The sequence below is a fragment of the Prevotella lacticifex genome (assembly GCF_019973375.1).
Classification (GTDB): Bacteria; Bacteroidota; Bacteroidia; order Bacteroidales; family Bacteroidaceae; genus Prevotella; species Prevotella lacticifex.
Genome location: NZ_BPTV01000001.1, coordinates 525,456 through 550,927 on the forward strand (window position 1 = coordinate 525,456; position 25,472 = coordinate 550,927).

Here is a 25,472-nt window from a genome sequence, read left to right on the forward strand (position 1 = left end):
ATTAATATTTTTTATTATTGTTGTCCGGTAAACGAAAAATTCAAAAGCTGAAAAAAGGGGAATAAATCCCGCTGGATTCTTCCCCAAAGTTACTATCTTTGTGTTGCTAAACAAAAACGATGGTAACCATGAGCAAAGATATTAATTCTTCCGGACATCCAGTACTAAGTCAGATAATAAAGTTGATAAACCGAGATAAAGTGAACGAGTTAGCCACAACTACAAAAGTCAACAGATACGTGAAGAGCTTCGATGCCTTTACGCATCTTGTAGTGATGATATATGCGGCATTGAGCGGTGCCAAGTCTATCAGGCAAGTTGTAGAGGGTTTTGAGGCCAACGTAACCCGCCTGAATCACTTAGGCATCGCCTATTTGGTGAGACGCAGCACTCTGTCTGACGCAAACAAGAAGCGGACAAGCCAGTTTTTTGGTGATGTTTACAAGGCCCTGTACGAGCGATATTCGTCCTTTTTATCGGACAGCAAGTCCTCCAAGGCTCTTCAGAAGGGGTTATACATCCTTGACTCGACCACGATAAGCCTTTTCTCTCAGATACTTAAGGGTGTTGGACGGACTCCTAAAAATAGCGAGAAAAAGGGCGGTATAAAGGCTCATACGCTGTTAGAGGCCTCATGTGTGCTTCCGTCTTTTGTAGATTACTCCGCCGCTGCCATACACGACCACAGTAGAATGAGCAGTATCTTGTCGCTCCCATCTGGATCATTCGCTGCGTTTGACATGGGTTATGTAGATTACTGGATGTGGAAGCAATTCACAGACCATGATATCTTCTTTGTCACCAGACAAAAGGACAAAATGAGCTTTACTGTGATAGAGAATATAACATGTAGTAGCGATGATGACATTGTATCTGACCAGAAGATATCGGTCGTCTATCGTCATACTACGGAAAGAGAGCTGACCGAGGAGGAAATGAAACACAGACGAGGCAGGAAGCCAAAGAAGCGTCCTACAGTTAAACAAACTGAGACGGGAACGTTAGTTCTCAGACGCGTCGTAAAGAAAACCGATGATAAGAAAGGGACTATTGCGTTCATTACCAATAATTTCAGTTTGTCAGCAAGTGAAATCTGTGAAATATATAGACGGCGTTGGGGGATAGAATGTTTGTTTAAACGTCTTAAGCAGAACTTTCCCTTGAAGTATTTCCTGGGAGACAGCGTTAATGCCATAGAAATACAGATCTGGTCGGTTATGATAGCCTATCTCTTGACAAGTGTTATCTCCAGAGAGGCAAAAGATAAGATGTCGTTTTCCAATCTCGTATGCGCTATCCGGCTTACAATGTTCTCCTATATTGATATTGTAGCCATGGTCGTAGACCCCTTACGTGCTTGGCGTGATCTCAAGGAGGCCCAGCGAAAGCAGGCTTTGGCTTACAATCCGAAATATATACAATTAAGCCTCTTTGATGACCTATAGGGGTTACTTTTCAGAAATAAGAATCATGTCCCGTATTTACTGGGGTTCCGAGAGCTAAAATCACGGAATCCGGGTTTTACCGGACAGCAATAATTACTGTTATAAAATCATGCGCAAAGTTACGAATAAATACCATCGGATGATACGAATTGCCGGTTTTTTCCTTATATTTGCCATAAGAAAATGTATTTGATTCGCTTGAAACACCCATTTTCGCGTATTTTCAAAGGTCCAAAGGCTGATTTCCGGGCAATTAGCTTTGTCACTTCAAAAAGGCGACGAAAGCGGGAAAAGTTGTCCGACGGCAAAAGACTGCTTAGTTAAAGCAAGTTAACGGCAATCCCATTTCCTCCCCTTTACATCCATTTCCTACCAAAAAGTAAGTAAGCCATCTTCATGTGCCCTCTTGCTGCATCAGAGATTATTCCTTAACTTTGCCGTCGGAAAACTGAATATTCATCAATAAGTAAGAAGAAAGGAAACGCCTTAATTCCGCAACTAATTGCGTATTTTTTATTAATATTTTTTATAAGTCCCTGAGGAACAATAACTAACTGAAGAACCTAAAAAAAGTTAATTTGCTTGCGAATTACAGATAATTTCGTAAATTTGTCAATGATAAAAACAACCGAAATATGGACAAGAACGAAGAAACCATTAGCTTAACGAAGTGCGACAACTCTATTCTGGCCGATGAAATCGTTTCTAAGCTGGCCAACGCTGGTATAGCTTCATCGCTCCACGACGAGCTCAACGACCCCGCTTATGGCGCTTACGGACCTAATCCCGGGATTGAGGTGAGGGTGTTCAAGAAGGACTTGGAGCGAGCCCAGAGCATATTGCATGAGATAACCGAAAAGCGAGAGAAGCAACTGCCATGGTGCCCCAATTGCGGCAGTCAGAATGTCGTAGCGTTAGGCAAGGTAAGGCCCAAGCTGTCGAAGTGGGCGGTCATCATCGGCGTTCTCTTAGTTGTCATCGGAATCGTCTGCATTATCCTACCATTCTGTGTGAAGTCTATAGAGTCAGCTACGGTTAGCTTTCTTATTATATCACTAATCTCATTGGCGGTTGGCGTTGTCCTTGTCATACCCCAGCGAGAGCGCAAAAACTACAAATGCAACGAATGCGGGACTGAATTCTATAAGGAATAATTTTGTTCTTTATAATTTATATAAAAATCATTTGTAGACGTACAACTTGTTTGACAAAATGAAAATTCTATAATTAAAAGAAATAGCATATAGAAAAAGATATTTCTATCTAAATAATTTATCGAAATTCTTTCCATAATTTATTAATTTGGTCAATTTTCCATTTGCCCACTAAAATTGCCTAATTTTGCATTCATAACAGTTCCTCTTTAATTTATTGATAATCATTGTATTTGGATACTACAAAGTTACCAATAATTATTGAGAAACTGTTATTTTAAGTCTACTTTTTGAGGGTGGGAAACTTTAGTTAACAACAAATCTCCATTGTTTGTTGCAGTTATAGTGCCGGTGACGTATCCTTTTGCACAAGTCGGATTTGATGTATTGGTTGCTTTCTTCAAGGCCTTGTCATTCTTGAACAAGGGAAGATTTAAGAAACTGTAATCGTCATAATAGTTGACCACCTCAAGCTTTGGGTTGCCCAAGTTGAGATTATGATCAAAGGTATAGCCCGTGTTCAGAAATCCGGCATTCGAGGCATTGAATTTCGTGTGCGTTACTGAGCCACCTCGGTTGCACGACGAGCATGTGCCCTCGACGACAATCCTTGAAAGATTGTCGTAAAGGTAGAAGCGGTATAGTCCTTTAGTCCTCATGCGTCCGTCCTGCATATAGATTAGTCTGTCGGTTGTGTCGTACCAATATTGTATGTACTCACACTGGGGAAGAATCTTCTTCACTACGTTTCCCCTGTTATCATAACGGTATTCGTAGGCAAATATTGCCTTATGTCGGTCATTTTGGTACTCTGGCGACAAAACAAAGCGAAGCTGTCCGAGATCATTGTATACGAAGTACGTGTCGTTGTTGCCCTCGTCGCTTGCCCTTCGCTCAAGGACTTTCCTGCCGAGTTTATCGGTGAATATGGTCAGCGTATGCCCGTCCTCGTCGGTCGTCTTTTCGCCGGACAGTGTACATTTGGCATAATATCCCGATTTGACGAGATGGTTTTCCCCATCCATCGGAGCGGTGTAAAGTTTTACGTCACTCGCGCCGTTGGTTATGTGTTCTTTTGTCACGCTCTTGCCTGCCGAGTGCCATGCATCGCCTGGTGTGGTTGTTCTTGTTATGCGATCAAGCGCATCGTATGTATTGTCGCTATAAGCATGGTTGTCGTGCTCCATTTCCCACCATCTTTGGTCCTCACCTTCTTGTATTTTGAGAGGTATCGGAATATAGCTTTGTAAGAATATTTCTTGTTTAGTTCCAACTTGACAAACTCATTCTTAACCCTTGTCGTTATGACAACGGAGAGAAAATTAATCAGTTCGGTGGCATATACGCTGTAGTCTGAATGCACGTTTACCCTGTCACTGTCGATGATATTCTTGTAGAGCCAGAACAGATTATGTAAAGCTTTACATTATCTGTTTTCGTCGTCTAAAACAGGCCGTTTTAGAACGCCAAATGGCATGTTTTGCTAAGCGGGTGTGTATCAGTGAATTGCAGAGATGGTACAAACGGAATCAAAATGTGAATTATTTTGACATTATAAACGGGGATAATATCGTGATTATTGGATGTTAGTAGGCTCCTGACGGCCATAAGTAACGCCATCGTATTAATCCTCTGCAACAATGAAACGCATGTCGGCCGATGGCTGATGCCGTGTTTTGATGTTACAATAATGGGGAAGAATGACCCTTGCGGCCAAGTGGCTGCGATGGATTCAGACGGTAGTGCGCTGAAAGTGGTTCTTTCGATTTTTTGATGCGTAGTCTTTTGACAATAAAGCATCCGTTTTTATGCAATGGATCACAGAAAAGGCTGCCAGCTGATATGCCAGCTGACAGCCTAATGGTAAAAGTGTTAACTATATCGAGAAAACTACTTTCTCACTTTCTTTGTAGTGCGTGTGCCTTGCTTTACGATGTAAACACCGCCACGAGCCTGGCTCCCGCTAAGCTTCTGACCGTTGAGATTATAGTACTCAGCGGGCTCTGTGGAATCAGTCGATAGGCTCTGTATGCCGTCGGTAGCACTCACCGTGAAGTCTATTGTGCTCATTTCGCTGAAGCCGGAAGTATAAGCTGACCTTACGCCGGCGGTGTGCGTGCCGGCCGAAAGATTGGTAAACTCATACTCAGTCTCGTCCTGCTGTGCCACCTTATTGCCGTCAAGGTATATCTCGTAAGCTCCGTCGAGAGCCGGCATGCGGCTTGTCGAGACATGACTTGCAGGCATATAACCAGGTGTTGCAGGCAGTGCATCGGCATAACCGAAGGCTACGTCGTCAATAAGTAAACATCTGCTCTTGCCAGCCTTGGTCACTGCGCGCAGCGCAACGTACTTGGCGTTGGCCGGAATGTCGTACTCCTTGTATACCCAACTATAGTATGACGATACCGAAACGCTGTCTATGCGTGTGAAAGCTGACGGGTCTACCGTAGTGGTAGAGTAGAGAACCTCCACCTGCTCTGGATAACCGTAACCATCGTACGAGCGAGCATAGAAACGATATTTGAAGTTGCGGGTGAAGTGAAGCTTTGGAGTGATGAGCCAGTCGTCCTGGTCGGCGTCAGTAGTACCGAAGTCGGCAAGTGCCTTCTCGCCCGAGTGCGGGCGCATGGTGCTGAAGTAGTCGGCCAGCGTACTGCCATCGCTCTCCTTTACCTGATAAGGATTGAACACGATGAAGGCCATGGGCTGGAAGGCATTAGGCCAAGACGTGTCGTCGCCTGTGTTGAAAGCACCCGTCGAGGCACCGTCACCGTCGATGTATTGCCAGCCGAGTTTACCCGGCGAATTGATGGTGAAGTCGGTGTGTCCTTCGAAGTCGTCGGCGTAATAGTCGGCATAGTTCCAGATAAAGGTGCGTGCGTTGTCGGCACTTCCGCTATCTATCATCAGGTTGTATGGTTTTACGATGTTCTCGGTCAGTCCCAACGTGAAGTCGTAAGTGTCTTTGTCGGCCAGATTCACCACAGAGTCTATCGCGTTGAAGCCGTCGAGTGTTATGTGCATCTCGTAATTGGCTTTCCACACATTGCTGATGGTGGCTTCGCCGTTTTCATTGAGCGTTGTCTCGTAATAGTGCCTTCCGCCACCGTTTATCAGCACCACCTTGGCTCCATAAGCCTCGTTGTCGGGTGTGTTGGTAACGGCATGAATCTTCACTGTAGTGTTCATCTTGTTGCCGATAGAATCAGATACGACCGGTGTAGAGAGTGTGTCACCGGTGTAGACGGCGGTCACGGCATAAGCGTAGACACCTTTCTCCAGGCCGCCCCACTGGGTGTCGGCATACGAGTGGGCTGCCTGTTTCTCCGAGAGAAGGGTCCATGCGTCCTGATTAGCCTCGTCTGTTGTCTTCATGCGGTACACGTTGTAGCGCACGCGCTGCTGGATAACTTTCTGAGCAATAGGCTCCGGATCAGCAATTTGCTTATTCGAGGCTGCAAGGCTGGTCAGTTCGGCATTGTCAGCTGATGGACGTGAAGCTGAGAATATGAACCTTGGAGCGTTCGCTGCTAAGCTGTCGTCGGCCACAGTATAGGGGGCTGCTATTGTGCGCAGGAGGAAGTTATGGTGAAGACTCTCGCTCGACTGATTGTCCAAATAGCCAAACTGACCTGTGGTATAGTCGGAAGCAAAGCAGTTAGTGTACTGTCTGAACGGATATTTCTGGCTGTCGCCAGCGCCGTCGATGCCTATTCCGAGGAATCCGTAGGATGCTATCGTTGCAAAATAACCACGTGGCGCGTCTACCGATGCAGGCAGCATGAAGGTGTTCCACTGGTCATCCGTACATGGCACATAGGTATTCTCGTAGAGCAAATTGGACGTGGGATTACCGTCATCGTCAAGGTCGAAGATGCGCACAGCTACGCTATAATGCGTCTTTGTGGCTGTTGAGCCTATATAATATTGTATGCCAGAGACGAGCGACGGTGTGCGGTTGATGACTCCGAATACACTATTATTAGTGCCACTCTGCAGTCCGACTGTCGTTGTCAGGGTGCCGTCATCTATACGGTTCACCACTGCATCGTTGGCAGGAGCGTTCCAGTTTACGTTCACCGTGCCGGCATTGGCTGTGTCAACAGCTGCTGTCAGATGCGTGGCCGGACGTATGTCGTCGCGCAGTAAGATGCTGAACGACTGGTCTTTGTCGGCTTTGAAGTTGGTGTTGTAGCTCTTCAGCTTGTTTTTAGTGACGTTTATAGCGTAATAATCGTTCTTGAATACACCTCCGATACTGAATTTTCCTTCTGCATCGGTGACTGCCGAGTAGCTGTTATAGCCGCTAATTTCAACGTCAGCACCGCTCACTGCATCGCCGGCGATATCCTTCACCTCACCTGAAATAGTGTAGGTGGGCAGGGCGGTAAGGGCAATATCCACAATGGTAGTATCATATTGGGCCACAGTGGCCTGTGCCTCGGTATCCTCATAACCTAAAGCCTTGACGCTTACTGCGTGGGTACCTTCTGGCAGATAAGAGAGTGTGTATTCGCCGTTTTCATCGGTTGTGGCCTTGAATTCGCCACCGTTAACCGTTACAGTAGCACCGGCAATGGCCTTGCCAGCAGCGGTCACCGTTCCTTTTATATAGCCTTCGTGGTCCTCAGCGATGACTACGTTCTTGAGGGAGAGACCAAAGTTGGCGTAGAGCGTGCGCTGGAGGAAACTGAAGTAGTAGTAACCGTCTTCGCCAACGATCGGCAAGTTGGAGCGCAGCGTATGGGCATAGCTGCCACTAATGTTGAAGTTGTTGATGCTGTCCTGCTGAGCTATATCCTGACCTTTGCCGAATCCAATAGACAACTGCTCGGTTATCTTCTTGTTGGAGGGATAAGCCTCAAAGGTAATCTTATAATGCTTGTCCTTCAGCAGGTGTATATAAGGTGATATAAGCCAGTTGGCCGGAGCATAATCAGTGTAGTTGTATCCTGAATATGCACCTCCGAACGACCATGGCGATGGATTATTCCATGACCAACAAGCATAGTCGCCGTCGGCATCCACAGTCTTCCATAAGTTGAAGTTTTCCTCTGTTGCCAGCAATGTGTCGGGCACTTCGATGGCCGGACCGAGGATAGCTGTTTCCGAGACGGTGGCATCGCTGCTGTAGCCGCTGGCCTTTGCCACTACCTGATACTGGTATTTGGCCAGTTTGGGAATCGTATTGTCAGTGTAGGAAGTCGTTTTTATGTCGCTCGCCACCTTCACGGAGTCAGGCAGACGCGTGATGTCGTAGGTCAGGGCTGTGGTGTCTATGTATGCATCCAACTTACCTTTGGTGGGTGCAGTCCATGTTACAACAGCGTTAGGCACGGCGTTTTCAACATGCAGATCGGTAACGCTCTGAGGGTCACCGGTGCCGATGTAGGTCCCAACAGCCACTCTGTCGCCGTGTCCCATGTCGTTCACGCCTACCAATCTGTAGTTGTAGAAACCGCGTGATGGCACGTTGTCAGTGTAAGTTTCGTGGCCGCCAATAGTCGGGTTGGCTATTCTGTGAATCTCAACACCGTTACGATAGATGATAATAGAATCGAGATCTTCAAGCGTTCCACCTCTTCCGTAAGTCTTTGAAGGGTTATCCCATTCCAGTGTAGCGGTGAGGGCGCCTCTTTCTCCGGCTGTTACCGTGAAGTTCTGTGGCTTTTGCGGTGCGCTGGCCTCAGCCACCGTGAAGGTCACAGTGTTGCCATGAAGCAGGTCTTTTATGCTTGGCAGCAGTTCAACGGGCGTTACGTGAGCCGTTGCAGGGTCAATGCTGACCAGCTCGGCACCGCTTCCGTGACCGCCAAGCGACGGATGCTGATATAAATAAAGGTATAGCTTGTCGGTGTTATTGTCGAAGAACAAGTCGGCTGCATCAGCGTATTGCAGGGCACCGCCGGGAAGATAGTCGAGAGCACCTACCAAAGTGCAGGCAGCAGTCTGCTTATTCACCTTATAAAGTCCGCCCCAATAGCTAACGCCATACATGCCGCCGTCGTAGTTCATGGCCAGGGCCACAAGGTAATCGGGGAAATCAGGATACTGCTGAGCCTTTTCTGTGTAACGGTCCAGGGTGAAGTTGCCTACCGCAGTTGTGTTTCCCGTGGAAGGATCCAGTATTTGTAATGTGCTGCCGGCACTACTGAAAGAGTTGCCGCAGTACATCGTTCCGGTCTGGTAGTCGTACTCTTCCTCACCAAAGATAGGCCCCTGAGCAACCGAACCGAGGTCTTTTATCTGCTTGGTTGTCTTGGAATCGAAGTCGTACACCCAGAAACCATCCGCCTCATAGCCCGACATGGTCTGCGTGTAGCGTACATAATAGTACTTGCCATTGACATAGATGCCACCAGCTAACGACTCATACCGTCGCGAAGCGTCGTCTCCGGTAAGCTCAATCGGCTGTACTAATTGCTTGTTAGTCACTCCAGTGTCGCACAACTCATAGGAGTAGATGCCGGGAGAACCGTCTCTTTGAGAGCTTAGACCGTAGACTGTTTGCGCTGACGCATACGTTCCGCTACCCACAGATAGCAGCAACGCGGCCAGAAATTGAAGTGTCTTGTGTCTCATAAACTAATAATTATAATATCAAGTAAATATGTTTTTGTATTTCAAAGAACGTTGCAAATTTATAAAAAAAATAGGTGCAAATGTTAGCAAAAGCCTTAAAAAACGGTCCTGTCAGTTTTTATCTATATAGAATTTAAAGCTATAACAGTCATTTTCATAACATTTTGAAATAAAAATGTGTAATTTTGCAACCGCAACTCAATTATATATCTTAACAGTTTATGAAACACTTACATCTCATTATGACTGCTTTTATGGCTTGTTCAACATTGGCCATGACGGCAATGCCTGCCTATCGGGGGAAGATAAAGCGCATACAACCCGACGGAACAGCAATAACCACATTGCTGATGGGCGACGAACACCACAGCTGCATAAGCACAACAGACGGCTATGCCATACAGATGGCTGACGACGGCTATTATCATTACCTCACCAGACGAGCCGACCAAAGGCTCACAACTGAGGGGATGCCTATAGTAAGAGGTGAGTCTGGACGCTCAGCTGCGGACAAACTGCTTTTGGAGAAAGCTGTCAAGACCTCGGAAGTGATGGCCTTTCCTGCTGCGACACCGCAGACGAAGCATGCTTCAGCAACCCAGACGACGACCGAATTCAGCAAGATGCGCATGCATAATTTCCCTGTTAAGGGCGACTTCAAGGGCATCGTCATCCTCGCACAATTTCAAGATGCCAAGTTCACTTACCCCCAAGCGTACTTCGATCGGATGCTCAACGAGGAGGGATTCAGTGACAATGGGGCCATTGGAAGTGCCCATGACTACTATTATTCGCAGAGTATGGGACAGTTCAATGCCCACTTCGACGTTGTCGGTCCAGTCACCTTATCACACAACTACGCCTATTATGGAGCCGACAAGAAAGATGCTTTCGGCAACAATACAGGTGACGCCGACGGTGCAAAGGCCATTGCCGAGGCCGTGCAGTTGGCTGACAGCCTCGTTGACTACAGCAAATATGACGCCGACGGCGATGGAAAAGTTGACATGGTTTACGTGATTTACGCCGGATACGGCGAGAACTTCGGAGCCGATCCTAATACCATTTGGCCCCATCAGTATGAGCTTTCGGAAGCAGGATACACCATCAAGCAAGACGGAAAGACACTCGACACCTACGCATGTTCGGCGGAACTGTATGGCACAGAGGGAACTACGCCATGCGGAATAGGTCCGCTCTGTCATGAATTTGGCCATGTGTTGGGACTGGCTGACCATTACAACACCACGTCGTCGTACGATTACGAACTTGGAAGCTACGACATCATGGACTATGGCCCTTATAACGACGCAACCAATGTGCCGCCCTCGTATAACGCTTTTGAGCGTTTGTCGCTTGGATGGATGACTCCCCGCATTCTGAAGGACCCCGCCGACGGACTTACACTGAACAATATAGCTACAAGCAACGAGGCTTATGTCATCCCGACAAACGCTCCCAACCAGTATTATCTGCTGGAGAACAGACAGCAAACGGGTTGGGACAAAGCCATCAAAGGCAGCGGAATGATGATTACCCACCTCGATTTTGACAAGAGCAACTGGACGGGCAACACCGTAAACGCTACGTCAAACCATCGCCGTTTTTATCTTGTTTGTGCCGACAACGAGGCTGCTTATGATGCTGTAGCGAAGAAGGAAACGGAGAAAAACGACCTTTATCCATATCTTTCCGACAACATTCTGATTAACGATTCGTTCACCGATGAGAGCAGTCCGGCCTCCGAAACTTTCGGATATGGTGCTCTGGACCGTTGGATAACGGGCATCAGAAACTCTGACGGCGTAGTTTCGTTCGACTATATGAGTAACCATTACAAGACTCCGACCAACCTTCATGCTTCTGAAATCAATGATAACGGGGCCACAATACAATGGGATGACATGGCAAAAAATGCCGGTTATAACGTCCGTTATCACAAAATGGTGTACGAATCGACGATTCCGGTAGCCTATACTGACGGTCAGCACACCCTTGACGCATCTTCGCTAACGCTTCCGACGCTTAATCTGAGCGCCGAAAACGGGCAGTTTGCGGTTATCGTCAAGGCATACAGTCAGGCCGGCAGTACCCCTGTTTTCACCGTAAGTGCCAACGGCAAGAAAGGCAGGACGAGACTTTCGGCTACCCGCCGGAATTATATCTTCCGCTTTGACAATGGTCTTACGCAGACCGATATTACCTTGGACGTGGCTAAAAGCAGCGCTTTCATCGACAGTATCGTCGTTGTCAGGGGTGACGGCTCGGCTTTCTCGGGCGACACCTACAATGTTCCGGTTACTGGAACTGCCGCTTCGACGACAAACGCAGAGGTCAGCGACTCGCTGATAGCAGTCGACACTACCTTGGTGGAAGGCATTCCTGTCAACAGCTATGTGCTTAACGGATTGGAAAAGGATACTTATTATACTGTTGAAGTGCAGACTCGGGGTTCCGAAAGCGCAAAAGAAAGTCCTTGGTCAGACAGTTTAGTGTTTTTCACGGATTTCGCCACGGGCATAAAAACGCCGCGGACAACCGACAGCGACAAGATTCCCGCCGAATATTTCACGATTGATGGCAAAAAGTTAAGCCACGCTCCCCAACGTGGTTTGTACATTGAGAGGCGTGGCAAAACACTGTTTAAGGCCGTAGCCCACTGATTATTACAGTATCACTTTTCTGCCATTGCAGATGTAGATGCCCTTTGTGGGATGTTCAGTGCGGACTCCCTGCAAGTTATAGAAGATGTTGGCGTTGACCGGCATCTTCTTTTTATTTACCTCGTTGATACCAGTCGTATTACCAGTTCCCTCTATATCAACGCAGTCGGCATTGGCTATCTGATTGTAGGAGTTTATGAGCAGTGCCACAATCTGCGTGTTTTCTTTCTTCAAGACCGTCGTTGGCATATCCAGCGTGTAGGTATTTGTAAAGTGGTCGCCCTCTTTCACGGTGCTCGTACCCAAGACATTGGCTATTCCTGAATACGAAGGAGCAATCACCCTTGCCACATCCTGATACCAGATACTGTCGGCATTAATGACCGACGGCTTGTTCTCGAACCCATACATCGCTCCATTGGCTCCTCCGGCATAAGCGTTAATCTGGTCGTAACCGCAATAACCGTTGATTACTCCCGTTTCGGCATGAGTTCTATGCACGTTGTTCTCTATCACCACATAAGCCAGTTTATAGTCGGCTTTATCCACATCCTCACTGAAATATATATCCGTCGTGGCTGTAATCTTCTTAGTTGTGGCATCATAAACGCCTTTGGTCGAAATGCCGACATTGTTGGTCTGTGAGTTCTTTATGTAGTTATAGGTTTCGGGAATATCAGCAGGATCGCCGTAGAACTCAGCATTCCGGTTCACGCTTGCGTGCGGATAACCGGCATTTCCCATGTCGTTATGGATGGCATCAATGTATTCTGAGTAGTCCATAGAGTCGGGCACGTTAGGGTTCCCGTTATAATGAACGGCTATTCCGATGAATCCTTCAGGATGATTAGCCTTCATCCAGGCCATGGCCCCGATACCCCTGACACACCACTTGCACCATGTGCCGGTCGTTTCTTCGGCCACCACGCGCCAGGGGAACGCGTATGTCTTTCCCGTCAGCGATGTTTCATCGCCCTCGCTGCTCACCTTTGCAGTCCAGCCTACATGCTCGTTACGCGGAATATTGACTGTGCAGAGGCTGTCGAGCGTTATCGTGTCGCCCGAGGCGATAGTGCTTTGCGCAGCCGTAAACGTCTTGCTGAACGGCGTCGTGCCATTGTCGGGTGTGAAAGTGAGTGTAAATCCCTTTACTGCCTCATTGTGGGCACTGACCTTGAAGCTCACCGGCACATCGCCACAACCGTCATACGTGCGCCCGAGGCTCACCTGCAATCCTACGTGGGAGGGCACTCCCACAAACACGTCGTCGACGTACAGGGCAGCCTTGTCCTTGCTGTCGTTGACAAAGGCTATGTAGACAGTCTTGCCGGCATAGTCGGACAGGCTCACGGTATGCTGCGTCCATGATGCCTGTTCCTTGCTGACCGTCAGCACGGGTGCACTTTTGAAGCTGTCGGGCACGCAGCCTTTATCGCTTACGTAAATCTTAAATCCGTCGCTGTAGTCCTTGTCACGCGCCATCGACCGGAACGTAAGAACAGCCTTATTGCTTCCTACGGTCACGGCGGGGAGCACCATCCAGTCGTTGGCTGCACCTGCATTCTTATACCACGAAGTGGAAATGGCCACCTCGTTGAGCGAGTCCTTTGGGTCAACGCCATCGGCTACAATCCAGCCCTTGCCCACCTCAAAGCCCAACTTCTGCATGTCGATAGACGGTGTGCGACCGTCTAAGTCGTAGGTAGTTACTCCGTCGGGCATTCCATTGTCGAATCCTGTCTCGAAATAAGCGGTTTGCGCTTTGCCCACGATGCTTGTGAGCAAAGCGATCAAAATGAGAGAAAACTTCTTTTTCATAAGATATATGAGATAGATATTATTAAACTGATGCAAATGTAATCAATATACTGATAAACGGCAAGCTCAAAGCCGGCTTTTCATTTGCTGTCAGTTTCTATCTATACTTAATCTATCCCAATCGCCTGATGAAGTCGTCAAGAGAGTCGTTGCGATTGAGCCCAAACTTCTTACGCAGTCTATAGCGGTTGCTGTTCACGCTGTCGGGGGTCACACTGAGCATCTCGGCTATCTGCTTAGGCCTCACCCCGATACATATATAGGCACAAAGACGAAGGTCATTCTCCGTCAGCTCGGGGCATGTCTCCTTCAGCTTGAGGAAGAAATTGGGATGGACGGCGTTGAAATGTGTCTTGAACCGTTGCCATTCGTCGTCGTTCCTCAGACTCTGTCCAATCACATGGTTCACCTGCTGTACATAAGAGCGTGGTATTAGTCCGTCGTTGGAGAATTGCTGGGTGATGCTGCTAATCTGCTTGAGCACCTCATTTTTGTTGGCCAGGAGGAGCGTATTAGAGCTTATCTCGCTCTCTTTCTGCCTGATATCGTCCTCAAAGTTCTTTCTGTTTACGGCATATATAAGAGCTTCCTGCTTCAAATTCTCGCGCAGTTGCTCATTTTCTATCTTCCTGATCTTGAACCTCTGCCGGTAGTAGATGGTCAAAGCCAGTCCTATGATGAGCACTAAAGCAATGGCAAGGAGTGCAAGATAAAGGTAGTTCGTCTTTATTTGGGCATCCTTTTCCACTAATTTCAGCTTGTCGTTCTGCCGCATTATCTCTTCTCGGGCCTGAGTCTTGGGAATGTCATGTGCCTTTGCGATGGCCGTATTGCGCTCATATTGTTGCTGATATTGCTTAAGGGCCAAATACGCCTGTGGCTGTTTGCCCAACTTGTCATAGCATTTCCACATCAGATAGTAGGCATCCAACATGAAGGTCTCGCCGTCCAACATCTTTGCATACGGTTTCAGACTGTCTATTGTGCTTATGGTCCTGATGTAATCGCCTTGCGCATAGGAGACCTTAGCGCGGGCTATATAGAGCAGAGTAGTGAAGTACACATTGTCTTGAAGATGTTTGCTAATAAGCTCAGCGCCTGCGTCGCATGCCCGCATGGCACCTTTCACATCGCCGGTCTTCACAAGCAGCTCGCTAAGATTGGTATAGTCCTGAAGAGTCAGGGCCCAGTCGTTGCCGCCGTATAGTATGCTCTTCTTTATCCAAGCTGTCTTCTGGTGCAAGTCATCAGTCAGTAATGCACGGAAGAAGTATATACGGTTGAGCGAGAAATGTGCTTTCCGATAATGCTGTTCGGCCAGACCCAACTGGTCGCGTGCCTGAACAATGTCGTCTATGTCATAGAACAGCTGCACTAAAAGCAAGTAGGTGTTGCCCAAGAAGAAGTTGTCGTCATAGCGTTTCAGCACATTCAGGGCCTTGTTGCAATAGTTATAGCAAAGCAGATATTGTCCTAACCGCTCATAATTGCCTGCCAACTGATAGTAGATAACGGCTAAATCATAGTCATATTCAGGGCGGCAAAGCTTTTCGGCCCGTAGCAATTGCTTGATGCACTCGGCCGGCGAACGGTCTAACTGACTCATTCGAACATCCCAAAACAGGGCACGGGCCTGCAGTTGGGTATTGTTGCCGGCAAGCTTCTTCAGTTGACTTAAATCCTTGACTTGAGCTTCCGAACGGCGATTCTCACGGTCGAGGGTGTTCAGTCGTTCTGCAATATTGTCGAAAGGTTTGCTCAGTGGCGAAAAGTAGTAGTTGCCTGCGCGCGACAATGTCACGACAAACAGCATCACGATTGCTAACAGTAAACCTTTAATTTCGTGCATATTTCTTTATTTTTGTGCAAAGTTACAACAGAAAATCGACATTTCCAAACATCATAATATAAACTATGACAACAACGAAGGACCTTCTTCCGTATTATGCCTTGTTTGCTTCGCCCTACAAGATTTAGGATAGCGTATGACCGCATTTGCAATATGGATGCGGGAGACTGTCAAAACTGCGGTACGTGAATCGACAAATGACGTGCCTCAAGCGTCGTAAGATGCACAAAAATCAGGCTGTCAGCATCCGTAATAAAACAAATAATAATGTAAATATAATTCAAACGACATGACAATTTCTGCCGTTTCTGTTATCGTCTGATTGCCAATGACTTACAAATACATGCCATTTGGCGTTGCGAAATGGTCCATTTCAGGATGCAAAACGGGCCGTTTTAGGACGCGAAACGGGCCGTTTTAGAAGCCCAAATGGACCATATTGGAATGCTGTAAAGATATTTCCCAATGATTGTGTAGCAAAAATGGTGTTGGTGAAACAATGAGGAGCGGAACGTGGAGCGTTCTGACACTGTGAATGAATAATCCTGTGCCACAATGAAACGCATGTCTGCCGATGGGTGATGCCGTGTTGTGATGTGACAATAGGGGGAAGGATGGCAATTGTGGCTGCGTGGCTGCGATGGATTCGAGCTATATGCAACGAAAAAGTCCGCCTACAATCACTTGCAGACGGACCTTCTTACGATCTTTTTTACTGGTTGTTAGAGTTTACGCTTATGTTATAATTGAAGAGAAAAATATTTGAGAATACTTCTTCTTGATCGTTTTCTTTATGAATAGCGCACCAACTGCCCCTTCCTTACGACAGTGAACCGTCCGAAGTGGTTGAGGTTGCAGAGCTTTTCGACTGAGACACCGCACTTCTCGGCGACGTTCTCCAATGTCTCGCCGGCCTCTACGCGGTAGTAGCGCATCTGCGCACCGCTGTTGGCCTGCTCGTTCTCGGTGCGGCGGGGCTGGGCCTGGCGGCGCACTGCGTTATGGTTGATGTTGCCATGACTAATCTGTCCGTTGCCCTGGATGTTCTCGCGCGAGTAGCCGCGGCTCGATGCCTTGCCGCGTGCAGCGGTGGCCTGTGCTGACTCGTCGTCGATAGTTGAGCTGCGATAGGTGTAGAAGTCGCCCGTGACATCCTGATTTGGGAAGTCGAACATCAGTGCCGGGTTCAGTGCTACGCCGCAAAGGCGGGTCTCGAAGTGCAGGTGTGAACCCGTCGACCGTCCCGTGTTGCCACCGAGTCCGATGGGTTGTCCGGCACGGACGTACTGGTTCTCGGTTACTATCTGTTTCGACAGATGGCCGTAGATGGTCTCAAGACCGTTGTTATGACGAATGACGATGTACTTGCCATAGCCGCTGGCCTCGTAGTCGACGATGCGAACCTTGCCTGAGAAAGCCGCGCGGATGGTGTCGCCGATGTACACCTTAATGTCCAATCCCTTGTGCCAGCGGCCCCAGCGGCGTCCGAAGTTGCTCGTGATGACGCGGCTCGGGGTGGGCATGCAGAAACCTCTGAGGTCGATGCGGTAAACGTCGGGCATCGGTGTTGCCTTGTGGGCGTAGCGGTTCTCCCATGTGGGGTAGAGGTCGGAAGACGGATTCTCCATCTCCTCACGATGGCGAAGCGATTGAAGAACGATGGTGTCGGCGGCAGCGCTGCGGCGGTCGACCGGTGCCTGGCGGGCCAAGAGGTCCTGAGCGGAACCGGTAGCGGCTGAGAAAGCCAGTATAGATGCTATTGCAAATGTTCGTATTCTGTTTATAATCATATCTGTCTTTTAGAGCGGTTGTCAGATTGGTATTATGGGAAATACTTGATAGTGGTTGTCCCCATAGAACGTCAAATATTGTAATTTGGGCAAAACAAAAGTCCAAAATTAAAATTTGAACATTGCAAAGTTAGCAAAAATATTACGAAAATGTTTCACCCTTAACGTATTTTATTTCGTTTTTAACACAAAATGTGTGCGTTAACATTACTGCTTTATTCTTTCTGAAACGTTCCTATGCTCTTGTTTATCGATGTTTCACGCGTTTCATGCTTGCTCTATGTCAAGAAATTGCGGCCCAATTGATATTAGTATTTCTTAACACTTTAAGTCTGTCCCACAGTATTTGGTATTCGGGTGACGAGCAGGTGGGGTCGGTGTCGACAATTTTCTGTGCTTCGTCGCGAGCCATCTGCACTATTTGTCCGTCTTTTGCGATGTTTGCTATCTTCAGGTCGAAGGCTATTCCGCTCTGCTGAGTGCCCTCGAGGTCGCCGGGACCGCGGAGCTTGAGGTCGGCTTCGGCAATCTGGAATCCGTCGTTGGTATCGCACATGATGTCTATCCGGCGGCGGGTCTCCTTCGTCAGCTGCCGTTTCGTGACGAGGATGCAGAAACTCTGGTCGGCGCCGCGCCCCACACGGCCTCGCAACTGGTGCAGCTGGCTGAGGCCGAAGCGCTGGGCATCGAGGATGACCATGACGGAGGCGTTGGGCACGTTGACGCCCACCTCGATGACGGTCGTGGCAACGAGAATCTGCGTTTCGCCGCTGACGAACTTCTCCATCTCCGCTTCTTTCTCCTTGTCCTTCATCTTTCCGTGCACCTTACTGAGCCGGAATTGGGGGAAAACGTCGAGAAGGCCCTCATATCCCTGCTCGAGGTTCTTCAGATCGCTCTTCTCGCTCTCCTTGATGACGGGGTAGACGATGTACACCTGTCGCCCTTTGAGAATCTGGTTTCGTATGCCGGAGTAGAGACTTGTCATCTGATCGTCGTATTTATGGATGGTGACGACGGGCTTGCGGCCCGGTGGCAGCTCGTCGATGACGCTCACGTCGAGGTCGCCGTAGATGGTCATGGCCAGGGTGCGGGGGATGGGTGTGGCCGTCATGACGAGGATGTGGGGTGGATTCTCGCTCTTCGTCCACAGCCGTGCACGCTGAGCCACGCCGAACCGGTGCTGCTCGTCGATGACGGCAAGGCCGAGGCGGTTGAACTGGACGTTGTCCTCGATGATGGCATGGGTGCCCACAAGGATGCTGACGCGGCCGCTGATGAGGCCGTCGAGCACTTCCTGCCGCCGTTTGCCCTTGACGATTCCGGTGAGCAGTTCGACGCTGATGTCCATGCCCCTGAGGAACGTCCGTATCGTCTGCAGGTGCTGCTCGGCGAGAATTTCCGTCGGCGCCATGATGCAGGCCTGGTAGCCGTTGTCGATGGCTATGAGCATCGACATCAGTGCTACGAGGGTTTTGCCGGATCCAACATCGCCCTGCAGCAGGCGGTTCATCTGTCGTCCGGATCGCATGTCGGCGCGAATCTCGTGCATGACGCGCTTTTGTGCTCCGGTGAGCTCGAAGTGGAGGTTGTGGGAGTAGAACCAGTTGAATTGCTGTCCGACGTGCTGGAAGATATAACCGCGGTATTTGCGCCTGTGGTCGCTGGCGTAGCGGAGGATGTTGAGCTGGACATAGAAGAGCTCCTCAAACTTCAGACGCATCTCGGCACGGCGCACGTCGTCGGTGGTCTTGGGGTAGTGGATGAGGCGGACGGCGTCGTCGCGGCTGATGAGGTGCAGGCGCTCGGTGATGAAGGGTGGCAGGGTCTCGCTCAGAGGGGTGCTCATCTTGGCTAAGAGGGTCTTCGTCAGGCGCTCGATGCTGCGCGAGGTGAGTCCCGCTTTCTTCATTTTCTCCGTCGTCGTGTAGTAGGGCTGCATGCCCATGTCGTTGAGCTGTATCTTGTCGGCGTCGTCAATGTCGGGGTGACTGAACTGTATGCGGCCGTTGAAGACCCCGGGTTTGCCGAAGACGACGTATTTCTTGCGGGGGTGGAGGTTCTCGCGGACGTAGTTGACGCTGTTGAACCATACGAGGTCGCAGACCCCGGTGCCGTCGGTGAAGTGGGCTACGAGACGCTTCTTCCGCGGACTTATCGTTGTCATCTCGAAGCTCAGAATCTCGCCGATGACCTGTACGAAGGCCATGTCGGGGCTCACCGTGTCGATGGTGTAGACCTTTGTGCGGTCCACATATTTATATGGGTAGCGCTCCAACAGGTCGCCGAAGGTGTTGATACCGAGCTCCTTGCTCAGTATCTCCTTCCGCCTCGGACCTACGCCGGGCAGATACATGATGTCCTGTTGGAGAAAATCGGCCATGGATTAGTTCTCGCCTCCTTCCTTGAAATCTTCGCCTGCGAGCACCTCGGCAACCTTCAGGTCGAAGGGTGTAGTGAGTTTGATGTTCTCCTTGTTGCCCTCGACGGTGGTGACGCGGCAGCCGAGACTCTCGACAACGCTGGCATCGTCGGTGAACTGTGGGCGGTAGGGCTGGCTGAAAGCCTGACGGGCGAGCTTGATGTCGAACACCTGGGGGGTCTGAACCTCACGGTAGCGCGATCTGTCGACGGTGAATCCGCCGCCACGGGGGTCGACGACGCGGAGCGTACTCGTCACCGGCATGACGGGAATGGCGGTATATTCCTCCTCGGCGGTCTCGAAACAGCGGCGGATGGTGGCATCGGAGACAAACGGACGCACCCCGTCGTGGAATCCCACAAGACCGTCGGCATCGTCGGGAATGAGGGCAAGACCGTTCTTCGACGACTCAAAACGGGTGGCGCCACCGTCGGCAATGCGGTGGGCAATGGTGAAGGCGTAGCGCTCGCAGAGACTGCGCCAGTAGTCGTGCTGGTCCTTGGGAAGGACGACGATAAGCTCCATCGACGGGTCGTAAGCGTGGAAACGCTCTAAGGTGAGCATCAGCACGGGCTTGCCTCCGACACACAGGAACTGCTTGGGAATATCACTCCCCATGCGCGTTCCGCGGCCTCCGGCAACGATAATCATATAGTTCATTGTCAGTAGAATATTAATTGTTTGTCAGCTCCCGGCCGAATGATGGCAACATCCTTATTATATGGTAGTTACATCTCGGCCGAACGGTGGCTGTCTATCGGTTGGATGGAATTCTTGTCTCTGTCAGATAATGGTGAATTCTCCATTAAATGTGAGTCCCGTCTCATTTCGAGTACGGTTCTTTTTCCATCAAATGTGAGTTTCGTCTCTTTCGAAAAGCAGTTATTTTTCCATCAAATGGGTGTATTGCATCTTCGTTTCCAGTGCCCGCGTTTTCTCTTCGCCAATGAAAAGCGACAGAATCTTATAGGCGTAAGGCAGTGTTGCGCATGGTCCTTCGCCGGTGATGACATTGCCGTCGACGGTAAACAGCTCGCCCGTATACTCGGCACCGGTAAGATATTTCTGGAATCCCGGTGAGCAGGTAGCGCGCTTTCCTTGCAGTATTCCGGCTGTTCCGAGAACCATCGGTGCCGCGCAGATGGCCGCAACGAGCTTTCCACTGTCGAACTGACGGCGCATAGCGCTCAGCACTCCCGCATGGGCGTTGAGATTGGTAGAGCCGGGCATGCCGCCGGGAAGCATCAGAAGATCGGCGTCAGTCATCTCTCCGGCATCCTCAAAAGTGGTGTCGGCGAGGATTGTAACACCGTGAGAGGTAGTCACTTCGCGGCTTCCGGTGATGCTGACGGTAGTAACGTCAATACCGCCGCGACGGAGAATATCTACTGGTGCCAATCCTTCAATTTCCTCAAAGCCGTTGGCGAGAAACTCATAAACTTTTGCCATAGTACTGAATTTTTATGCTTTATATCATATAAATTAAATGACAAATCATTTTGAATTGTCTTCAATTTGTTCTATCTTTGCAGATATTAGCATTCGCAAAGATACAAATAATTGTTGACTTGCGGTGTGCTTTGCGTCAAAAAGATTAAAAAAGAGAGAATTTATGGCTTCAAACCCAATACGTTTTGCCATTTTCGGCAATGAATACTCGCCGTTGCGTGCCGGAACGGTGACCGATATTCTGCGTGCCATCGGTGACAACGGAGCCGAATACTTCATCGACCGACCCTACTACGAGTACCTTACGACGACGCTGCATCTCGACATCCAGCCCGCCGGAGTGTTCTCGGGGACTGATGTAGAGGCCGATTTTGCGGTGTCGCTTGGCGGTGACGGTACTTTCCTCAGGGCCGCCAGCAGGGTAGGGAGGAAGAATATTCCAATCCTCGGAGTCAATATGGGGCACCTCGGATTCCTTGCCGACGTGGCCCCCGAGGAGGCTTCGGCAGCCATCGCCGACATAATGATGAAAAAGTACCGTTTCGTTGAGCGCTCGGTCATAGAGGCATCGGTGGATGACGGGCATCTCGCCGTTAACCCGTTCGCTCTCAACGAGGTAGCGGTGTTGAAGCGCGACAATGCCTCAATGATTTCGATTAGGACGACAATCAATGGCGAATACCTCACGACATATAAGGCCGACGGTCTCATTGTCTCCACTCCGACGGGCAGCACGGCCTACTCGCTGTCGAACGGCGGACCAATCATCGTTCCGTCGACGGACGTTCTGTGCCTCACCCCCGTGGCCCCGCACTCGCTGAACATCCGTCCGATAGTCGTCAACGACAGCGTAACGGTGGAGATGAGCGTCGAAAGCCGGTCGCACAACTTCCTCATCGCCGTCGACGGACGGTCGGAGAAGCTCCGCGAGGGTACCACGGTGACAATCCGCCGGGCCCCGTTCAACATTCACATCGTGAAGCGGTTGAGCAAGCAATACTACAAGAATCTACGCGAAAAGATGATGTGGGGCAAGGCACCGCAGAGCCTCTCGTCCGACAAATAGGCTGACGACGGGTGACCGACAGGCTTCTGTGAGGTCCCGGTCACTGCCAGATGAATAGTTTAAATGATAGTTTTGAATAGCTTATCAATATCCTTTGACGATTGAAAATGATAGTTTTGGATGGCTTATCAATATCCTTTGACGATTGAGAATGATAGCTTTGGATGGCTTGACAATATCGTCTGACGATTGAAAATGATGTTTTTGAATGGCTTAACAATATCGTTTGAAAATTAAAAAAGAACGGAGATGGACGGTCTGGTGATAGCGACGGTCCGTCCGTTTGCGAACAAATAGAGAGTAGCTTATGTTTAAAGACTTGTTTAAAGTACCGAAGACCCATTACACTTCCGGAGAAATTTTCCGGTGGTTGTGGCATGCCTGGAGCGGCAACCGGCTTCAGGCTGTGCTCAATGCGGTCATCGGACTGCTGTCGGTGGGCGTCTCGCTGGCATCGGTGTGGGCCGTCCAGAATGCCATCGACGTAGCTTCGCATGCCGTCGAGGGCAACCTTTATTGGGCCGTAGGCATCATGGGAGTGCTTATCCTTTGTGATTTTGCGTTGAATATTTCCAGCATTTGGGTACAGAATATCCTTGGTATCAAGGCTCAGAACCGTATGCAGCAGGAGTTGCTCGACCGCCTTCTGCACTCCGAATGGCACGGAAAGGAGTCGCGACATTCGGGCGATGTGCTCAACCGTTTGGAGGTTGACGTGAGTAATGTGGTCGTTTTTCTCACCCAGACCATCCCCGGAGCGCTGTCGACCTTGGCGATGTTTCTTGGCGCTTTCGTCTATCTTTGCGCCCTCGACTGGCGCCTCGCCCTTGTCATCACGTTCATGATACCGGTCTTTGTGCTCGTTAGTAAGGTGTATGTCAGACAGATGCGCAGTCTGACGCGTGACGTCAGAGACCAGGATTCGAAGGTCCAGAGCGTCCTTCAGGAAACGGTTCAGAACCGCATGCTCATCAAAACGTTGGAGAGCGACGACGCCGCCGTGGAGAAACTTGAGGGCACTCAGAGCATCCTCCGCCACAAAGTGGTGAAGCGGACGGTGTTTTCCGTCTTCAGCAATTTAGCCATGAACTTCGGCTTTGCACTCGGTTATCTCATCGCTTTCCTCTGGGCTGCGGTACGGATGGCAGCCGGTGCCCTCACCTTCGGACAGATGACAGCCTACTTGCAGCTCGTAAACAGAATCCAGAATCCGGCCCGTCAGCTCACGAAACTTGTCCCGGCGTTCGTCAGCGTATTCACTGCTGCTGAGCGACTTATGGAACTCGAGGAGGACCCGTTGGAGGAACAGGGCGATCCCATCATCGTCGACGCACCCTGCGGAGTACGCTTCGAGAATGTCAGCTACGCCTACGACGACGGCAAGGGGAATATTATCGACAATCTAAGCTTCGATTTCCGACCCGGATCGTGTACCGCCGTGCTCGGTGAGACTGGTGCCGGAAAGACCACCCTCGTGCGTCTTATCCTCTCGTTGCTGCGTCCGAAGAAGGGCAGGGTGGTGCTCTACAACAGCCGTGAGACCCGTGAGATGTCGCCGCGGATGCGTGCCAACCTCGTCTACGTGCCTCAGGGCAATACCCTTCTTAGCGGAACGATTCGCGAGAATCTCCGTTTGGGACGCCTCGATGCCACCGACGAAGAGATGAAAGAGGCTCTCCACCGGGCTTGTGCCGACTTCGTCATGGAGCTCCCCGATGGCCTTGACACTCAGTGCGCTGAGCAAGGAGGCGGTCTCTCGGAGGGTCAGGCCCAGCGAATCAGCATCGCCAGAGCCCTTCTCCGCGACCGTGCCGTCATGCTTTTCGACGAAGCGACATCGGCTCTCGACCCCGAGACGGAGCGGAACCTGCTGAAGAATATCCTCGGACGGCACGACAAGACCATCATCTTCATCACCCACCGCCCTGCTGTCGTCGACTATTGCGACCAGACACTGCATGTCGTCAGGACCATAGAGCACAGTCATAAGCCCAAGGCCGACGGCGGCGAAAAGCCCGCGGAACCGTCTCCCGCTGCTGGTAAGAGCCCACAGTAATGTGGCGGGGAAATTATTAATTCGCGAAAAACTTGCAATTGTGAATAAAATACCCTAATTTTGCAATCCAACTGGACTATAATCGAAACAATAGAAGAATAAGATACATGAAGAAAGTATTGCTTTTAGCGCTGATGCTCCTATCGCTGACGGTCAGCGCCCAGACTGATTCGTTAGATGAGAAATACGGCCGCGACCTGCTGCGCCAGGGCACTAAGGCTCCCGACTTCACCCTGAAGACGGCCGACGGCAAGGATATCACGCTGTCGGACTACCGCGGCTCTTATGTCGTTTTGGACTTTTGGGCTTCGTGGTGCCCCGACTGCCGGAAGGATATCCCCCAGATGAAGGAGCTCTTCAACCAGTTTAAGGACCTCAACGTCAACTTCGTAGGTGTCTCATTCGATACCGACCGCGCGGCATGGATAAATTGTTACTGGGACACATATAAGATGTACTGGACTCAGGTGAGCGAGTTGAAGAAGTGGAAACATGGAACCACTACCGACCGCCTGTATCATGTGAACTGGATTCCGACGATGTATCTCATCGATCCCGACGGCCGCGTGGTCGTAGGAACGGTCGACATCAACCGCCTTCGCAGCTACCTGCAGAAGATTCCGGTGCCAATGCTGAGCACCGACGAGCTCGTCAACCTCTTCCCCGGCGGCAAGGAGGGATTCGGAAAGTACATCAACGACAACAGCTTCTATCCTCCTCTGTCGAGAAGATATAAGGCTACGGGCCGTTTCATCTGCCGTTTCCAGGTGGCCTACGACGGAAAAGTCAGTGGCGCATCGGTCATCCGCGTTGAGGATTTCAAGATTGGCAACACGAAGAAGTTTAATAAGCTGACCAAGGAACGCCAGCAATCGGTTACCGACAGATGCATGACGGAACTGCAGAACGAGGCTATCCGCGAAATCAACAGCATGCCAAACTGGAAGCCGGCAACCGAGAACGGACGTCCGGTGCAGGCTCAGTACTTCATGCCGATAGAGTTTTAACGCTGCGGAAAATATAATTCTACATAATAAAATGAACCAAAAAACGTGGACCGGAGAATCTCCAGCCCACGTTTTTTTTGTTCTGTTGGGGGCTTAAAAATACCCCATTATTTTTTCACTTAGATTCTCCAGCCCATTTTTTTTGTTCTGTTGGGGGCATCACGTAGC

The 25,472-nt window shown here is 49.9% G+C and carries 14 protein-coding genes; 6 read left to right on the forward strand and 8 right to left on the reverse strand.

Annotation, left to right across the window (positions count from 1 at the left end; translation table 11 throughout):
• Positions 1–128 precede the first annotated feature (128 nt).
• Entirely contained in the window at positions 129–1,445 is a 1,317-nt protein-coding gene (locus LDN30_RS01990) for an IS4 family transposase (RefSeq protein ID WP_223928584.1), read from the forward strand.
• Between the two features lie 635 nt (positions 1,446–2,080).
• Positions 2,081–2,599, forward strand: coding sequence for an LITAF-like zinc ribbon domain-containing protein (locus tag LDN30_RS01995; RefSeq protein WP_223926898.1), 519 nt, complete (start codon positions 2,081–2,083; stop codon positions 2,597–2,599).
• Positions 2,600–2,871: 272 nt separating this feature from the next.
• Here LDN30_RS01995 and LDN30_RS02000 read toward each other — a convergent pair whose 3' ends face one another.
• Positions 2,872–3,786, reverse strand: coding sequence for a hypothetical protein (locus LDN30_RS02000; protein ID WP_223928585.1), 915 nt, complete (start codon positions 3,784–3,786; stop codon positions 2,872–2,874).
• A 703-nt stretch (positions 3,787–4,489) separates the two neighbouring features.
• A complete protein-coding gene (locus LDN30_RS02005) occupies positions 4,490–9,184 on the reverse strand; it encodes a carboxypeptidase regulatory-like domain-containing protein (protein ID WP_223928586.1) in 4,695 nt (1,564 codons plus the stop codon).
• Positions 9,185–9,405: 221 nt separating this feature from the next.
• Here LDN30_RS02005 and LDN30_RS02010 point away from each other — a divergent pair, with 221 nt between their 5' ends.
• Entirely contained in the window at positions 9,406–11,847 is a 2,442-nt protein-coding gene (locus tag LDN30_RS02010; RefSeq protein WP_223928587.1) for a M6 family metalloprotease domain-containing protein, read from the forward strand.
• A gap of 3 nt (positions 11,848–11,850) precedes the next feature.
• Here LDN30_RS02010 and LDN30_RS02015 read toward each other — a convergent pair whose 3' ends face one another.
• The 6 genes from LDN30_RS02015 to LDN30_RS02040 form a co-directional block, all read right to left on the reverse strand.
• Positions 11,851–13,632: a choice-of-anchor J domain-containing protein gene (locus tag LDN30_RS02015; protein ID WP_223928588.1), complete on the reverse strand. Its 1,782-nt coding sequence runs from the start codon at positions 13,630–13,632 to the stop codon at positions 11,851–11,853.
• Positions 13,633–13,777: 145 nt separating this feature from the next.
• The gene (locus LDN30_RS02020; protein ID WP_223928589.1) at positions 13,778–15,514 is read right to left on the reverse strand and encodes a tetratricopeptide repeat protein; all 1,737 of its coding nucleotides are present in this window, start codon (positions 15,512–15,514) and stop codon (positions 13,778–13,780) included.
• Between the two features lie 791 nt (positions 15,515–16,305).
• On the reverse strand, positions 16,306–17,304 hold the full coding sequence (locus LDN30_RS02025) for a peptidoglycan DD-metalloendopeptidase family protein (protein ID WP_223928590.1): 999 nt from the start codon (positions 17,302–17,304) through the stop codon (positions 16,306–16,308).
• A 283-nt stretch (positions 17,305–17,587) separates the two neighbouring features.
• Positions 17,588–19,687 carry an ATP-dependent DNA helicase RecG gene (gene recG, locus LDN30_RS02030; RefSeq protein WP_223928591.1) on the reverse strand — a complete coding sequence of 700 codons (2,100 nt, stop codon included), beginning with the start codon at positions 19,685–19,687 and terminating at the stop codon, positions 17,588–17,590.
• Positions 19,688–19,690: 3 nt separating this feature from the next.
• Positions 19,691–20,386, reverse strand: coding sequence for a 2-C-methyl-D-erythritol 4-phosphate cytidylyltransferase (locus LDN30_RS02035; protein ID WP_223924924.1), 696 nt, complete (start codon positions 20,384–20,386; stop codon positions 19,691–19,693).
• A gap of 222 nt (positions 20,387–20,608) precedes the next feature.
• A complete protein-coding gene (locus LDN30_RS02040; RefSeq protein ID WP_223928592.1) occupies positions 20,609–21,175 on the reverse strand; it encodes a DJ-1 family glyoxalase III in 567 nt (188 codons plus the stop codon).
• Between the two features lie 163 nt (positions 21,176–21,338).
• Here LDN30_RS02040 and LDN30_RS02045 point away from each other — a divergent pair, with 163 nt between their 5' ends.
• The 3 genes from LDN30_RS02045 (at position 21,339) to LDN30_RS02055 (ending at position 25,304) form a co-directional block, all read left to right on the forward strand.
• On the forward strand, positions 21,339–22,241 hold the full coding sequence (locus tag LDN30_RS02045) for an NAD kinase (RefSeq protein ID WP_223924928.1): 903 nt from the start codon (positions 21,339–21,341) through the stop codon (positions 22,239–22,241).
• Between the two features lie 307 nt (positions 22,242–22,548).
• Positions 22,549–24,297, forward strand: coding sequence for an ABC transporter ATP-binding protein (locus tag LDN30_RS02050; RefSeq protein ID WP_223928593.1), 1,749 nt, complete (start codon positions 22,549–22,551; stop codon positions 24,295–24,297).
• Between the two features lie 107 nt (positions 24,298–24,404).
• Positions 24,405–25,304, forward strand: a complete 900-nt coding sequence (locus LDN30_RS02055) for a TlpA disulfide reductase family protein (protein WP_223928594.1) — start codon at positions 24,405–24,407, stop codon at positions 25,302–25,304.
• The last annotated feature ends 168 nt before the right edge of the window (positions 25,305–25,472 follow it).